This window comes from Mesorhizobium sp. M0276 (assembly GCF_040321755.1).
Taxonomy (GTDB): Bacteria; Pseudomonadota; Alphaproteobacteria; order Rhizobiales; family Rhizobiaceae; genus Mesorhizobium.
Window position 1 is genome coordinate 119,394 of record NZ_JAMYSC010000007.1, and the last position, 14,515, is coordinate 133,908.

Sequence of the window (14,515 nt, forward strand, 5' to 3'; positions counted from 1 at the left end):
TGCCGTGGCAAAAACTGAACTTGGCACAAAACGTATCGACCCGGAGACGGGCCGAAAATTCTACGACCTGAACAAGGACCCGATCGTCTCGCCGTACACCGGCAAGACCTATCCGCGTTCCTATTTCGAGGAAGGCAAGATTGCCGCCCTCGAGGAGGAAGAGGAAGTGGCCGAGAAGGAAGTGGATGCCGAGGAAGAAGAGGGCGTCGAGGTCGTCTCGCTCGAAGAGGCCGACGAGGACGTCAAGGGCGACGACCTGCCGGATCTTGGCGACGACGAGGATGATGTCGATCTCGGCGGAGACGAAGACGATACTTTCCTCGCCGACGAAGAGGAAGAAGACGACGACGTTGCCGACATGATCGGCGTCGGCGACGACGACGACGAGGTCTGATCGGCCTTGAAAGTGGGCGTTTGCAGGCTTTCGTGGCCTGTGGCGAAAAAGCGGCTCTCGAAGGCTTGATATTGACGAAAGGCGGGGTTAGAAGCCGCCTGCACTAACGGCGCGGTCTCCAACCCGCGCCGGATCTCTTCGCCGGAAACGGCGCCGGTTGACTGCCGGAAGTGGGGCCATAGCTCAGTTGGGAGAGCGCTTGAATGGCATTCAAGAGGTCGTCGGTTCGATCCCGATTGGCTCCACCAAACAGTCCCTCTGCAAACCTGGCTGTTTCCTTGCGGGATAATCGCGCCTCTTCAAAGGCTTGCCAGCTCGGGAATGGCTTCATGCTGCTCGATCGCCTGTCCGCCGTAGCCGGGTTTCGGAATGGCGAGGCTGCGGCCCACGGTCCATCAAAGCGTAGCACCAATACTTTGGGTTCGAGCGATGGAGAGAAATTCCACTAACGGCGGCGGAATTGGAATAAACTAACTCTACAGAGTTTATAGAATAAGCAATCTGCACTGGCGATCTGGTTTTCTCCGGACAGGACACGCCATGCCCACTCTTTTGCGCTCCCCCTTTACCAAGCCAGCCATATCCGACCAGGCCAGTCGGCGCACGGGAGGCAGGCCATGACCAAAGATATTCCCGAACGCATCAAGGTGCTCTGGTTTCTGCCGACGCATGGCGACAGCCGTTATCTCGGCACGACGGAAGGCGGCAGGGCCGTCGATCTGCCCTATCTGACGCAAGTGGCGAAGGCCGCCGACACGCTGGGCTACTACGGCGTGCTGCTGCCGACCGGCCGGGCATGCGAGGATTCGTGGGTGATCGCATCGGCGCTGGTGCCACTGACAGAGCGATTGCGTTTCCTTGTCGCAGTACGGCCCGGCCTGCAGTCGCCGACGCTCGCCGCGCGCATGACCGCGACGCTGGATCGCATTTCCAACGGGCGCCTGCTGATCAACGTCGTCACCGGCGGCGATCCGCTCGAGAATAAGGGCGACGGCATCTTCCTGTCGCATGCCGAGCGCTATGAGGTGACGCAGGAGTTCCTGCAGATCTACAAGCGGGTGCTGAGCGGCGAGACGGTCGAGCACGAGGGCAAGCATTTCCGCATCGAGGACGGAAGGCTGCTGTTTCCACCGGTGCAGACGCCCTATCCGCCGCTCTATTTCGGTGGCTCGTCCGACGCCGGATCCGCGGTGGCGGCGCAGGAAATCGACAAGTATTTGACATGGGGAGAGCCGCCCGCCGATGTCGAGCGCAAGCTGGATGGCGTGCGCGAACTGGCGCAGAAGGCCGGCCGCAAGCTCTCCTTCGGCATTCGCCTGCATGTCATCGTCCGCGAAACCACCGAAGAGGCGTGGGCCGCCGCCGACAGGCTGATCAGCCGGCTCGACGACACGACGATCGCTTCGGCGCAGAAGGTCTTTGCCCGCATGGATTCGGTCGGCCAGGCGCGGATGAGCGCGCTGCATGGCGGCAACCGCGCCAAGCTCGAGATCGCGCCCAACCTCTGGGCCGGTGTCGGCCTGGTGCGCGGCGGCGCGGGAACAGCGCTTGTCGGCGATCCCGACACGATCGCTGAGCGCATCGACGAATACCGACGCCTCGGCATCGACACGTTCATCCTGTCCGGCTACCCGCATCTCGAAGAAGCCTATCGCTTCGGTGAACTGGTGCTGCCGAAATTGCCGACCGATCATCCGGTCAAACTTGCCGCCTCGTCCGTCAACACCGGCCCGTTCGGCGAGACCATCGCCGGCGATCACCGGCCGAAGTCGCTCGCAAGCGCCTCGTGAACGCGCTGCCTTTGGTCCCGCGATTGCACGTCGCCATAATCGGCGGCGGCTTTTCCGGCTCGGCGGTAGCTTGGCAGCTGGCGCGAAGCTATTGGCCGGAGCGCCTGTCGACTTCCGTGATCGAGCCGCGGCCGGTGCTCGGCGGCGGTCTTGCCTATTCCACCGAGGAGCCGTCGCATCGGGTTAATGTTCCGGCCGCCAGAATGAGCATGGCTCCCGACGATCCGCAGCATTTTGCGCGCTGGTTGACTGGCAGCGGAGAATTGCAACTCGACCCGGACGCCATCTGGAAGAACGGCGATGCCTATCCGCGCCGGCGCGTGTTCGGCCGCTATGTTGCCGAGCATCTGGCGCCCCATCTCAGTTCCGGCGTTATCCGTCATGTCGAGGGTCTCGCGACACGCGTGACGCGTGAGACGGATGGGACGGGCTGGACTGTGTACACGCCCAGCGGATCGGTTGCCGCCGACATCGTCGTCCTGGCAGCGACGCATCCGCAGCCTGGAATTCCCACCGCACTGGCCTCGCTGTCTGAAGCATCGGGTTTCATCGCCGATCCGTACGCGCCAGCCGCGCTTGCCGGGATCGCGCCGGACGCACAGGTGCTGATCGTCGGCTCCGGACTGACTTCGGCCGACATGGTCGCCGAGCTCGACCGCCGTGGCCATCGCGGCCGCATCCTGGCGCTGTCGCGCCGCGGGCTGCGCTCGCGCGGCCACCCGGACATCAGGGGCGAACCCTTCGGCGACTTTGCGTCCGCACCGGCCACGACGGCGCTTGGCCTGCTCAAGAACATTCGCGCGACGCTGGCAGCGGCACATGTGGCCAATGTCAACTGGCAGTCCGTCTTCGACCAGCTGCGCCTGCAGGGCCCGGTGCTGTGGGCCGCACTTGCCCCACCGGAGCGGGCAAGGCTGGTCCGCCAGCTGCGGGTGTTCTGGGACGTGCATCGCTTCAGGATCGCCCCGCAGGTCGCTTCCGTGCTCGACCGCCGCCATGCGGCCGGCACATTCGAAACCATTGCTGCCAGGCTTGTCGCATCGAACGATGAGGACGGCAGCCTGGCTGTCAGCTTTCAACGGCGCGGGCAGACGCGGATCGAGACGACGCGCTTCGATGCCATCATCAACACCACCGGCCCGGCGCATCAGCAGGCGCTACAACTGAACCCGGCATTGCGCTCGCTGACTGAAGCCGGGCTGATCAAGGCTGACCGATACGGGCTTGGCATCGAGACGGGTCTCGACAGCCGCGCCGTCGACCGGGATGGCAGGTCGGTCACGACACTCTTCGTCGCCGGCCCGCTGGCACGAGGGACTTTCGGCGAACTTATGGGCCTGCCCGAGGTCGCCCGCCATGCCCAGAACGTCGCGGCCGAAATTGCAAAGCTGGTCGAAGCGCTGCCGCCGGCCGTCAGTGCCAATGCTGCTCGCGGGCTGACATCGGCAACCTGCTGAGCAGAAATTGGTATTTCCGTCCCATGAGGGCCCCAAAAACGGAAAATCCTTCTTTGTATATATATTCTATAAACATAATAAATAATGGCGAAGACCGGCATCGGTCCGGACCGATCAACGACACGGCCTGAATGGGAGACAGTTTATGGCACACGCAGAAGCCGACCCGATCAAATTCGCCTACTGGGTGCCCAATGTTTCAGGCGGACTGGTGATTTCTAACATCGAGCAGCGCACCAATCATTCGGCCGAGTACAACCGAAAGCTGGCGCAGATCGCCGAGAAGTCCGGCTTCGACTACGCGCTCAGCCAGATCCGTTTCACCGCCGGCTACGGCGCCGACGAACAGCATGAATCAGTGGCCTTCAGCCATGATCTGCTGGCGGCGACCACCACGCTCAAGGTCATCGCAGCGATCCTGCCCGGACCGTGGAACCCGGCGCTGGCGGCCAAGCAGATCGCCACCATCAGCTATTTGACCAACGGCCGCGTGGCGATCAACCTCGTCTCCGGGTGGTTCCGCGGCGAGTTCCACGCCATCGGCGAGCACTGGCTAGACCATGACGAGCGCTATCGCCGCTCGGAGGAATTCATCCGTGCGCTGCGCGGAATATGGACCGAAGACAGCTTCACCTTCCGTGGCGATTTCTACCGTTTCAACGAATATTCGCTGAAGCCGAAGCCCCCGCATCCGCTGCCCGAAATCTTCCAGGGCGGCTCGTCGCGCGCCGCGCGCGACATGGCCTCGCGCGTCTCGGACTGGTACTTCACCAACGGCAACACGCCGGCCGAGATCGCCAAACAGGTCGACGATATCCAGTCCAAGGCGAACGCCAACAACCATTCCGTTAAGGTCGGCGTCAATGCCTTCGCCGTCGTCCGCGAGACCGAGGATGAGGCCAGGGCGGTGCTCGCCGAGATCATCGCCAAGGCCAATCCCGAGGCGGTCAACGCCTTTGGCCATGAGGTCAAGAATGCCGGCAAGGCTTCGCCGGAGGGCGAGGGCAATTGGGCGAAATCCTCCTTCGACGATTTGGTCCAGTACAATGACGGCTTCCGTTCGAACCTGATCGGCACGCCGAGGCAAGTCGCCGAGCGCATCGTCGACCTGAAGCGCGCCGGTGCCGATCTCATCCTGCTCGGCTTCCTGCACTTCCAGGAAGAGGTCGAGTATTTCGGCAAGCATGTCATCCCGCTCGTTCGCGAGCTGGAAAATGCCGAGGCGGCAGCGTCGCTGGCGGCAGAGTAGCCCCCACAGCCTGGCCGGACTGGTTCCAGCCAGCAAACGAATGAAGGGTTGCCCGGCAGGCTCGATCCGTCGAGCGGCCACGGGGATTTGCGCGCCTGCTGAAGACATCGAGGACTGTTGGAATGCCTCTGCCCAGTTATGCCTTAGGAGTGATGGAGGCTTCCGCCTATGCACCGGAAGTCTTTGCGCGCGGCCTACCCTCAAGCTCGTGGCAGCAGCCGTCCGAAGACAGCGCCGAGCCGACGGGAACCGTTGCCGGCGTAGCCTCGCCGCTGCTCTCACTGCAGGGCATCGGCCTGTCGTTTGGCGGCGTCGTGGCATTGGCCGATATCGACCTGTCGGTCCGCCCCGGCGAAATCCGCGCCATCATCGGGCCGAACGGCGCCGGCAAGAGCTCGCTGATCAACGTCATCAGCGGTGTCTACCGGCCGGATCGCGGCCATGTTCAGCTCGACGGCATCTTCTATGCTCAGGTCCCGACGCAGCGGCTGGCGCATCTGGGCGTCGCCAGGACTTTCCAGAACCTTGCGCTGTTCAAGGGTCTCAGCGTCCTCGACAATGTCGCTTCAGGCCTCGCTTACAAGGTCCGCTCCAACTTTGCCGGCCAGGTGCTGGGCATCGGCCGCTCGCGTGCCGAGCAGCGCCACTCGCTCAGCCGCGCCGAACAGATCCTCGAATTCCTCGATCTTACCGCTATTCGTGATCGCCTTGCCGGTACACTGCCTTACGGGCTGCAGAAACGGGTCGAACTCGCCCGCGCTCTGGTCGCCGCGCCGCGCCTGCTTTTGCTCGACGAGCCGATGGCCGGCATGACAGCAAGCGAAAAGAGCGAGATGGCGGCCTTCGTCCGCGCCGCGCGCGACCGCTTCGCCACCACCGTGGTGCTGATCGAGCATGATGTCGGCGTCGTCATGGGACTGTCCGACCGCATCGCCGTTCTCGACTACGGCCGTAAGATCGCCGACGCCACACCCGAGGAAGTCAGAAACGACCAGCGCGTCATCGATGCCTATCTCGGCGTCGCCTCGGACAATGAGGACGGGGCGGGCATATGATCGCCGATTTCGACTACCAGTTCTTCATCGAAGTGCTCGTCGGCGGCCTGCTTTCCGGCGTCATGTATTCGCTGGTCGCGATCGGCTTCGTGCTGATCTACAAGACCTCGGGCGTGCTCAATTTCGCGCAAGGCGCGATGCTCTTGTTCGCCGCACTCACCTTCGTCAGCCTTGTCGAGCGTGGGGTTCCGTTCGCGCTGGCGCTGGTGATCACCTTCGCCATCATGGTGGCCATCGGCATCGCCATCGAGCGCACGGTGCTGCGGCCGTTGACCAACAAGCCGCCGATCACCCTGTTCATGGCGACGCTCGGCCTGTCCTACATCATCGAGGGCGCCGCCCAGCTGATCTGGGGCACGCAGGTCCACGGCCTCGATCTCGGCATCGAGGACGTGCCGCTGGAAATCGGCGGCGTGCTGATCAGCCAGTTCGACATCTTCGCCGCCGTGGTCGCCGCCGGCATGGTTGTCCTGCTGTCGCTGTTCTTCCGCTACACCCGCATCGGCCTCTCCTTCCGCGCTGTCGCCGACGACCAGTTCGCCGCACTCGCGGTCGGCCTCAGGCTGCCCTTGATCTGGGCGACAGTCTGGGCCGCCGCCGGGCTTGTCGCGCTGGTGGCGGGACTGCTCTGGGGGGCACGCCTCGGCGTGCAGTTCTCGCTGTCGCTGGTGGTGCTCAAGGCACTGCCGGTGCTGGTGCTCGGCGGCTTCGATTCCATCCTCGGCGCCATCGTCGGCGGCCTCTTGATCGGCGCCAGCGAGAAGCTCGCCGAGGTCTATATCGGCGACTATTTCGGCGGCGGCATCGAGAGCTGGTTTGCCTATGTCGTCGCGCTCGTATTCCTGCTGATCCGCCCTTCCGGCCTGTTCGGCCAGAAGCTCGTCGAGAGGATCTGAACGATGACCGCGATATCAAGCGATTTCTCGTCGGCGCCGGTGCTGCCGAAATGGGTCGCGCCCGTGCTGTTGCTCGCCTTCGCCTATGGCGTCGTGCCGCTGGTCGGCTCGAGCTATCTGTTCGAGGCCATCCTGCTGCCGTTCCTGGCGCTCAGCCTCGCCGGCGTAGGCTTGAACATCCTCACCGGCTATGCGGGCCAGGTTTCCCTTGGGAGTGCTGCTTTCATGGCGGCCGGCGCCTTTGCCGCCTACAATCTCAACCTGCGCGTCGAAGGCCTGCCTTTGATCGGCAGCATCTTCCTGTCCGGCATCGTCGCGGCCGCGATCGGCATCGTCTTTGGTCTGCCGAGCTTGCGGCTAAAGGGTTTCTATCTCGCGGTTTCGACCCTTGCCGCGCAGTTCTTCGTGCAGTGGGCACTGACCAAGTTCAGCTGGTTCTCCAACAATTCGGCATCTGGCGTCATTGATGCGCCCAGGCTGTCGATTTCAGGCTTTGCGCTCGACGGCGCCGTCGGCCGCTATTTCTTCGCGCTGACCATTGTCGCCATCCTTACCTTCCTTGCCTATCGGCTGGTCTCATCGCAGACCGGGCGCAATTTCATCGCCATCCGCGACAATGAAACAGCCGCCCGCATCATCGGCATCCCGGTCCTGAAGACCAAGTTGTTGGCGTTCGCCATCTCGTCCTTCATCATCGGCGTCGCCGGCGTTATCTGGGCCTTTGCGTATCTGCGGACCGTCGAGCCGGACGGCTTCGATCTCGACCGCTCGTTCCAGATCCTGTTCATCATCATCATCGGCGGCCTTGCTTCGATCCGTGGCGCCTTCTTCGGCGCCGCCCTCATCGTCGTCTTTCCACTCGCTCTGTCTCGCCTCGGCGGCTTCCTGCTCGGCGATCTCTTCGATTCGGGCGTGCTCGACATGAGCCAGCGCATCGTGCTGGGCGCGCTCATCATCCTGTTTCTGATCCTCGAACCCGACGGGCTGGTGGCCCTTTGGGACAGGCTCCGAAGACGGCTCCTGTTCGCCTGGCAAACGACCTGAGCCCGTGCATTTGAAAATAGATCACATCCGAAAATGAACCAGGGGCCGAACCTCGGCCTATACCGGGAGTACCTCGACCATGAATTTCCTCAGCGCAATCAAGGCGGCGGCGCTGTCCGCGGCGATGATCGTGTCGGTGGCCTTGCCAGCCGCGCACGCCGACGAGCAATATTTCCCGCTGCAAAGCTATCGCGTCGGGCCTTATGCGGCGGGCGGTACCGGCTTCTTCGGCGGCTTCATCGACTATCTCAATCTCATCAACATCCGCGACGGCGGCGTCAACGGCGTCAAGCTGACCTGGGACGAATGCGAGACCCAGTATGAGGTCGAGCGCGGAGTCGAATGCTACGAGCGGCAGAAGAGCCATGCTGGTGCCGCCGCGTGGAATCCGCTTTCGGTCGGCATCGCCTACGCCATGATCGACCGCATCACCGGCGACAAGGTGCCGCTGATCACCGTCAACCATGGCCGCACCGACTCCACCGACGGGCGTGTCTTCCCCTATGTATTCCCGCTGCTGCTCAATCCTTACAGCGAAACATCCGGCATCGTGAACTACATCGCCTCCAAGGAAGGTGGCATCGACAAGCTGAAGGGCAAGAAGATCGTCGTGCTCTATCACGGCTCGCCCTACGGCAAGGAAACCATCCCGATCTATGAATTGCTGGCGCAGAAATACGGCTTCACCGTTCAGCAGATCGAGGTGCCGCATCCCGGCAACGAGCAGCAGTCACAGTGGCTGACCATCCGCCGCGCCAAGCCGGACTTCGTCGTCCTGCGCGGCTGGGGCGTGATGAACCCGGTGGCGCTGAAGACGGCGGTCAAGGTCGGCTATCCCGTCGACCATATCGTCGGCAATGTGTGGTCGAATTCGGAAGAGGACGTGATCCCGGCAGGGGACGCCGCCAAGGGCTACACCGCTATCACCACCCAGGCTTCCGGCAACTCCTATCCGGTGGTGCAGGAGATCGTGAAGACGGTCTACGGCGCCGGCAAGGGTAATCTGGAAGACAAGTCGCGCATCGGCTCGGTCTACCACAACCTCGGCATCGTCAACGGTATCCTCAATGTCGAGGCGATCCGCGTCGCGCAGGAGAAGTTCGGCCATCGCACACTGACCGGCGACGAGGTCCGCTGGGGTTTCGAGCACCTCAAGCTCGATCCGGCCAAGGTCGAGGCGCTCGGCGCCAAGGATTTGTTCCACTCGATCAACGTCAGCTGGGACAATCATGAAGGCGAAGGCTACGTGACCTTCCAGCAGTGGGACGGCAAGAAGTGGAACGTCGTCTCCGACTGGATCGCGCCGGACTGGGCGCTGCTGCGGCCGATCATCGAGAAGTCTGCCGAGGCCTATGCCGCCGAGAAGGGCATCAAGCTGCGTACCGCCGATGATGCCGACGCGGTGACCACCAACTGATCAGCCAAGGCCGGGCGCTGCGAACGACTTTCCACACGCAGCCCCCGGCCTATTTCGGTTCATCGAACCACGGGAATAAGAGCCCATGCCGGACAATGACGTCATTCTTGCCGTGGACGCGGTCCATGCCACCTACAATCACGCCATCACGGCGCTGCACGGCGTCAGCTTCGAGTTGCGGCGCGGTCAGATCCTGGCATTGCTTGGCGCCAATGGCGCAGGCAAGACCACGACATTGAAGGCTGTTTCCAACCTTTTGCCTGCCGAGCGCGGCCAGGTCAATGCCGGCACCATCCGCTATGAAGGCAGCGATGTCTCGCGCCGCAAGCCGGGCGATCTTGTGCGTGGCGGCCTGGTCCAGGTGCTGGAGGGTCGCCACTGCTTCAAGAGCCTCACCGTCGAGGAAAATCTGGTTGCAGGCGGCATCGGCCGCAGCGGCCGCCGCGCCGAGATCAATCAAGACCTCGAGCGGATCTACGACTATTTCCCGAGGCTTCGGGAAAAGCGCCGGACATTGTCCGGCCTGACGTCCGGCGGCGAGCAGCAGATGACCGCCATTGGTCGGGCGTTGATGTCGAGGCCCCGTTTGCTCGTTCTCGACGAACCGTCGATGGGGCTCGCCCCGCTCATCGTCCAGGACATCTTCCAGAGCTTAAGAAGACTCAATCGCGAGACCGGCCTGTCGATCCTGGTCGCCGAGCAGAACTCGGCGGTCGCGCTCAGATATGCCGACCATGCCACCGTCCTCGAAAACGGTGTCTCCGTTCTCTCTGGCACGGCTGCCGATCTTCGCCAGCGCGAGGACGTCCGGTCCTTCTATCTCGGTCAATCGACCCCCGGGCAACAGGCATCGCCTGCCGCCAAGCCAGCCCATCTCCACGCCGTTGCCTGAACCGAATCTCAAGGAGCAGTGAAATGACCGTTTCGACCGTCAAGACCGACCACGCTTCCGCCGCCGTGCCGCCAGTCGCGCGGCCAACTGCGCCGGCGCACATCATCAAGGATGACGCCGAAGCGATTGCGATTGCTCACGCGCTCGCGGCCGAATTCGTCAAGGATTCCTCCAGGCGTGATCGCGAGCGGATCTGGCCGGTTGCCGAACTCGATGCGTTTTCGCAAAGCGGCCTGTGGTCGATCAATGTGCCCAAGGCATTCGGTGGGCCGGAGGTATCCTATGCGACGCTGGCGAAGGTGATCGAGATCATCTCGGCGGCGGACTCCTCGATCGGCCAGGTGGCGCAGAACCATCTCGGCGTCGTCGCCGCCATCCGCACGGTGTCCGACGCGGATCAGCAGAAGCTGCTGTTCGCCGAAGCGCTGAAGGGCACCCGGTTCGGCAACGCCTTTTCCGAGTTCGGCTCCAAGCGCGCCGCCGATTTCGAGACCCGCTTCACCGATGCCGGCGATCATGTGGTCGTCAACGGCCGGAAATTCTATTCGTCCGGTGCGCTGCTCGCCCATCTGGTGCCGATCGTGGCACTCGATGACGAGGGCCGCGCCTGGTACGCGATCGCCGACCGTGGCGCGCCCGGCCTGACGGTCATCGACGACTGGTCGAGTTTTGGGCAGCGCACGACGCTGTCCGGAACCGTCATCATCGACAACGTCAAGGTGCCGAAGACGCATCTGGTGCCCGGCTACAAGGGCTACGACAGACCGACCGCAGACGGCGCCATCTTCCAGATCATCCAGGTGGCGGTCGACACCGGCATCGCCCAGGCCGCGATCGATGAGACGGTCAATTTCGTCAGGACCAAAAGCCGCGCCTGGATCGACAGCGGCGTCGACAATGCCTGGGACGATCCCTACACCATCCAGGCCGTCGGCGACCTGACGCTGCGCCTTCACGCGGCGCAGGCGCTGCTGGAAAAGGCTGGCCACGCGATCGACCGGGCGGTGATCGAACCGACCGCCGAGTCGGTGGCGCACGCCCAGATCGTGACTGCTGAAGCCAAGATACTGTCGACCGAAATCGCCATCGCTGCGACCAACAAGCTGTTCGAGCTGGCGGGAACCCGCTCGACCCTTGCTGAACACAATCTCGACCGGCATTGGCGCAACGCGCGCACGCACACGCTGCACGATCCGGTGCGCTGGAAGTACTCGATCCTCGGCAAATATTTCCTCAACGGCGAAAACCCGCCGTTGCACGCCTGGAGCTGATTTCCATCGGCGGGCAGGCAGCTCGCCACGTCGACCTTCGACCATCATTCGCAAGAGGCCCCACTGCCATGTCAAATCCAACAGTCGTCGGTTTTTCCGGCAACATCACCCGGCCGTCAAAGACACGTGCCTTCGTCGATTTGGTCACCAGGGACATCGCCGCCAGCCACGGCCTGTCCGCGAGCACCTACGATATCGAGGATCTCGGTCCGTCGCTGGGACCCGCGAAATGGGCCCGCGATCTCGATGGGCAGGCGCGCGCGATACTGGAACAAATCCTCGCAGCCGACGTCCTCGTCGTCGGGTCGCCGACCTACAAGGGCAGCTATACCGGCCTGTTCAAGCATTTCTTCGACCTGATCGATCCGGCAGCGCTGCGGGGCAAGCCCATCGTATTGACGGCGACCGGCGGTGGCGAGCGCCATGCCCTGATCGTCGAACACCAGCTGCGGCCGCTGTTCGGCTTCTTCGAGGCCTTTGCCCTGCCTACCGCCGTCTATGCCACCGACAAGGATTTCACCGACGGTGTGCTGCACTCAGAGGCCATCCTGAAGCGTGCGGCGCAGGCGGTCGACGAGGTCGGCTTCGTGCTGGCCAACCGCTCGGCCGGCAGGATCGCCGCCGAATAGTCTGGAGCCACCAGATTTCGCCACGATCAAAATAAGCGAGGACAGCGCCCTCGCTTACGCGCAGTTTACGACCGCACGCTACATCCTGTTCCTGTCTGATTCGTCTGGGATAGGAACATCATGAGCAAAGCGCTTACATCCTTCGCACTGGTCGCCGTGCTGACCGCCTTGCTCATGGCCTTGAGCCTGGCTGTAGCCAGGCACGGCTATCCCTATGGCGCGATCGGCGTCAGGCGCCTTGACGGCATTGCCGATGCCGGCGTGTTCATCCCGATTGCCGCTGTCTATTTCTTCAGCGCAATGCTGATGATGATCCTGCCGATCAGGGCGGCTGGCGTCGTCCTGACCCATGCCGCCGACGCGGTCTTCTGGACCGTGATTACACTTTTTGCGGCCATCGTCGGCTGTCTGGCCGCCAGATGGGCCTTCGGCCAGGGCAGCGCCGTGTGGGCGCTGTTGAACTGGCGGTTCCTGTTTGCGGCGGCGATCGTCGGGTGTCACTTCATCATGAACGAGTTGCGCCGCAATGTGCTCTTGCGCAGCCTGTTTTTCGCCGTCTTTGCCGCCGCGACGTTGGCCTGCCTGTTGTGGTCGTTCACCCTCTGACCAGCCGGCTCCAGTCCTTGCGTGCAGTGGATGGCCGTTGACGTTTGCGCGAATTCATCTCCACGAAACAGCGCGACAAAATCCTCGATATCCTTGACTCTCTTCCATGTCGTGGATGGCGTTGACGCGTTCCTCGTCGGCGCCAGCCGAGCTGAGCTCGATGGGCTTTCTCGCCGCCCACGTCGCAAGCGAGGGGGATTTTTGTCGCGGCAAGTGACGCAGTGTTTGCTTTCCCGCAAGGCAATTGTCTGGCAAATACCAATTCAGACAGATGCCGCCGCGCGGCCAACCAGCAGGGAAGACAGGATATGACGCTGTTTCGACAGAACCTCATCGATGGCGAATGGGTCGGCGAAGCCGGTTCCCGTAACATCAACCCCTCGGATACCGGCGATGTCGTCGGCGATTATGCCTCGGCGGGAGTCGAGCAGGCCAAGCAGGCGATCGCTGCAGCCAAGGCGGCGTTTCCGGCATGGTCCCGTTCCGGTCCGCTGGCGCGCCACGCGGTTCTGAAAAAGGCCGCGGACGAGATCATGGCGCGCAAGGACGAGATCGGCCGCAACCTGGCGCGTGAGGAAGGCAAGACGCTGGCCGAGGGCATCGGCGAGACCATTCGCGCCGCCCAGATTTTCGATTTCTTTGCCGGCGAGACATTGCGCCTCTCAGGAGAGGTCGTGCCAAGCGTGCGGCCAGGCGTCGGCGTCGAGATCACGCGCGAGGCGGTCGGCGTGGTCGGCATCATCACGCCCTGGAATTTCCCGATCGCCATCCCGGCCTGGAAGATCGCGCCGGCGCTGTGCCACGGCAACACTGTCGTCTTCAAGCCGGCCGAGCTGGTTCCGGAGAGCGCCTGGACCATCGTCGATATCCTGCACCGCGCCGGCCTGCCGAAGGGCGTGCTCAATCTCGTCATGGGCAAAGGCTCGGTGGTCGGTCAGGCGATGCTCGACAGCCCCGATATCAACGCCATCACGTTCACCGGCTCGGTCGGCACCGGCAAGCGGGTCGCCGCGGCAAGCGTCGAGCATATGCGCAAGTTCCAGCTCGAAATGGGCGGCAAGAACCCGCTGGTCGTGCTCGACGATGCCGATCTCGCGGTCGCTGTCGATTGCGCGCTCAACGGCGCCTTCTTCTCGACGGGCCAGCGCTGCACCGCCTCGTCCAGGCTGATCGTGACGGATGCCATTCACGACCGTTTCGTCGATGCCCTCAAGGATCGCATGAGCAAGCTGGTTATCGGCGACGCGCTCGACGCGCAGACCCAGATCGGTCCGGTTGTCGACGCCACACAGTTGAAGCAGGACGAGGACTACATCGCCATCGGCGTCAGGGAGGGCGCCACGCTTGCCTTCGGCGGTGAGCGACTCGACCGCAAGACGCCGGGCTTCTACCTGCAGCCGGCCCTGCTGACGCAGGCCACCAACGCCATGCGCAGTTCGCGCGAGGAGATATTCGGACCCGTCGCCAGCGTCATCCGCGTCAAGGACTATGACGAGGCGCTTTCCGTCGCCAACGACACGCCGTTCGGGCTGACTTCGGGCATCTGCACCTCGAGCCTCAAGCATGCCACCCACTTCAAGCGAAATTCGGAGGCTGGCATGGTGATGGTCAACCTGCCGACGGCGGGCGTCGACTTCCATGTTCCCTTCGGCGGCCGCAAGGGCTCGAGCTACGGCCCGCGCGAACAAGGCCGCTACGCGGCGGAGTTCTACACCACGGTGAAAACCGCCTATACGTTCCCAGGCTGATCGGCCGTTGGCCGATCATGCCGGGCTGATCGGCCGTTGGCCGGGCTGATCGGTCGCCGGCTGATCG

13 protein-coding genes and 1 tRNA gene are annotated in these 14,515 nt (G+C 63.3%); all 14 read left to right on the top strand.

Annotation, left to right across the window (positions count from 1 at the left end):
* Nucleotides 1–4: 4 nt before the first annotated feature.
* Nucleotides 5–394 carry a TIGR02300 family protein gene (locus NKJ01_RS07980; protein WP_352727277.1) on the top strand — a complete coding sequence of 130 codons (390 nt, stop codon included), beginning with the start codon at nucleotides 5–7 and terminating at the stop codon, nucleotides 392–394.
* Between the two features lie 172 nt (nucleotides 395–566).
* Nucleotides 567–642: transfer RNA gene (locus tag NKJ01_RS07985), tRNA-Ala, on the top strand.
* Between the two features lie 369 nt (nucleotides 643–1,011).
* Nucleotides 1,012–2,184: an FMNH2-dependent alkanesulfonate monooxygenase gene (gene ssuD / locus NKJ01_RS07990; RefSeq protein WP_023761482.1), complete on the top strand. Its 1,173-nt coding sequence runs from the start codon at nucleotides 1,012–1,014 to the stop codon at nucleotides 2,182–2,184.
* The gene (locus tag NKJ01_RS07995; protein ID WP_352727279.1) at nucleotides 2,181–3,641 is read left to right on the top strand and encodes an FAD/NAD(P)-binding protein; all 1,461 of its coding nucleotides are present in this window, start codon (nucleotides 2,181–2,183) and stop codon (nucleotides 3,639–3,641) included. Before ssuD ends, NKJ01_RS07995 begins: the two co-directional genes overlap by 4 nt.
* A 145-nt stretch (nucleotides 3,642–3,786) precedes the next feature.
* Nucleotides 3,787–4,890, top strand: coding sequence for a dimethylsulfone monooxygenase SfnG (gene sfnG, locus NKJ01_RS08000; protein WP_352727281.1), 1,104 nt, complete (start codon nucleotides 3,787–3,789; stop codon nucleotides 4,888–4,890).
* A gap of 122 nt (nucleotides 4,891–5,012) precedes the next feature.
* A complete protein-coding gene (locus NKJ01_RS08005) occupies nucleotides 5,013–5,945 on the top strand; it encodes an ABC transporter ATP-binding protein (RefSeq protein WP_352727283.1) in 933 nt (310 codons plus the stop codon).
* Nucleotides 5,942–6,841, top strand: coding sequence for a branched-chain amino acid ABC transporter permease (locus NKJ01_RS08010; protein ID WP_352727285.1), 900 nt, complete (start codon nucleotides 5,942–5,944; stop codon nucleotides 6,839–6,841). The genes NKJ01_RS08005 and NKJ01_RS08010 overlap by 4 nt, the downstream gene beginning before the upstream one ends.
* 3 nt (nucleotides 6,842–6,844) lie before the next feature.
* Entirely contained in the window at nucleotides 6,845–7,885 is a 1,041-nt protein-coding gene (locus NKJ01_RS08015) for a branched-chain amino acid ABC transporter permease (RefSeq protein WP_352727287.1), read from the top strand.
* A 79-nt stretch (nucleotides 7,886–7,964) separates the two neighbouring features.
* Nucleotides 7,965–9,302, top strand: coding sequence for an ABC transporter substrate-binding protein (locus tag NKJ01_RS08020; RefSeq protein ID WP_352727289.1), 1,338 nt, complete (start codon nucleotides 7,965–7,967; stop codon nucleotides 9,300–9,302).
* 85 nt (nucleotides 9,303–9,387) lie between these two features.
* Nucleotides 9,388–10,194, top strand: coding sequence for an ABC transporter ATP-binding protein (locus NKJ01_RS08025; protein WP_352727291.1), 807 nt, complete (start codon nucleotides 9,388–9,390; stop codon nucleotides 10,192–10,194).
* 23 nt (nucleotides 10,195–10,217) lie between these two features.
* Entirely contained in the window at nucleotides 10,218–11,465 is a 1,248-nt protein-coding gene (locus NKJ01_RS08030) for an SfnB family sulfur acquisition oxidoreductase (protein ID WP_352727293.1), read from the top strand.
* A 68-nt stretch (nucleotides 11,466–11,533) separates the two neighbouring features.
* Nucleotides 11,534–12,094 carry an FMN reductase gene (gene msuE / locus NKJ01_RS08035; RefSeq protein ID WP_352608150.1) on the top strand — a complete coding sequence of 187 codons (561 nt, stop codon included), beginning with the start codon at nucleotides 11,534–11,536 and terminating at the stop codon, nucleotides 12,092–12,094.
* 120 nt (nucleotides 12,095–12,214) lie between these two features.
* Nucleotides 12,215–12,700 (top strand): hypothetical protein, encoded by a 486-nt coding sequence (locus tag NKJ01_RS08040; protein WP_023761490.1) that lies wholly within the window; start codon nucleotides 12,215–12,217, stop codon nucleotides 12,698–12,700.
* 308 nt (nucleotides 12,701–13,008) lie between these two features.
* A complete protein-coding gene (locus tag NKJ01_RS08045) occupies nucleotides 13,009–14,448 on the top strand; it encodes an aldehyde dehydrogenase family protein (RefSeq protein WP_352727295.1) in 1,440 nt (479 codons plus the stop codon).
* Nucleotides 14,449–14,515 lie beyond the last annotated feature (67 nt).

Bases quoted from the DNA above. Each gene is read 5' to 3' on its own strand.
- ssuD (WP_023761482.1), top strand. From the start codon at position 1,012: ATGACCAAAGATATTCCCGAACGCATCAAGGTGCTCTGGTTTCTGCCG.
- sfnG (WP_352727281.1), top strand. From the start codon at position 3,787: ATGGCACACGCAGAAGCCGACCCGATCAAATTCGCCTACTGGGTGCCC.
- NKJ01_RS08005 (WP_352727283.1), top strand. From the start codon at position 5,013: ATGCCTCTGCCCAGTTATGCCTTAGGAGTGATGGAGGCTTCCGCCTAT.
- NKJ01_RS08010 (WP_352727285.1), top strand. From the start codon at position 5,942: ATGATCGCCGATTTCGACTACCAGTTCTTCATCGAAGTGCTCGTCGGC.
- NKJ01_RS08015 (WP_352727287.1), top strand. From the start codon at position 6,845: ATGACCGCGATATCAAGCGATTTCTCGTCGGCGCCGGTGCTGCCGAAA.
- NKJ01_RS08020 (WP_352727289.1), top strand. From the start codon at position 7,965: ATGAATTTCCTCAGCGCAATCAAGGCGGCGGCGCTGTCCGCGGCGATG.
- NKJ01_RS08025 (WP_352727291.1), top strand. From the start codon at position 9,388: ATGCCGGACAATGACGTCATTCTTGCCGTGGACGCGGTCCATGCCACC.
- NKJ01_RS08030 (WP_352727293.1), top strand. From the start codon at position 10,218: ATGACCGTTTCGACCGTCAAGACCGACCACGCTTCCGCCGCCGTGCCG.
- msuE (WP_352608150.1), top strand. From the start codon at position 11,534: ATGTCAAATCCAACAGTCGTCGGTTTTTCCGGCAACATCACCCGGCCG.
- NKJ01_RS08040 (WP_023761490.1), top strand. From the start codon at position 12,215: ATGAGCAAAGCGCTTACATCCTTCGCACTGGTCGCCGTGCTGACCGCC.
- NKJ01_RS08045 (WP_352727295.1), top strand. From the start codon at position 13,009: ATGACGCTGTTTCGACAGAACCTCATCGATGGCGAATGGGTCGGCGAA.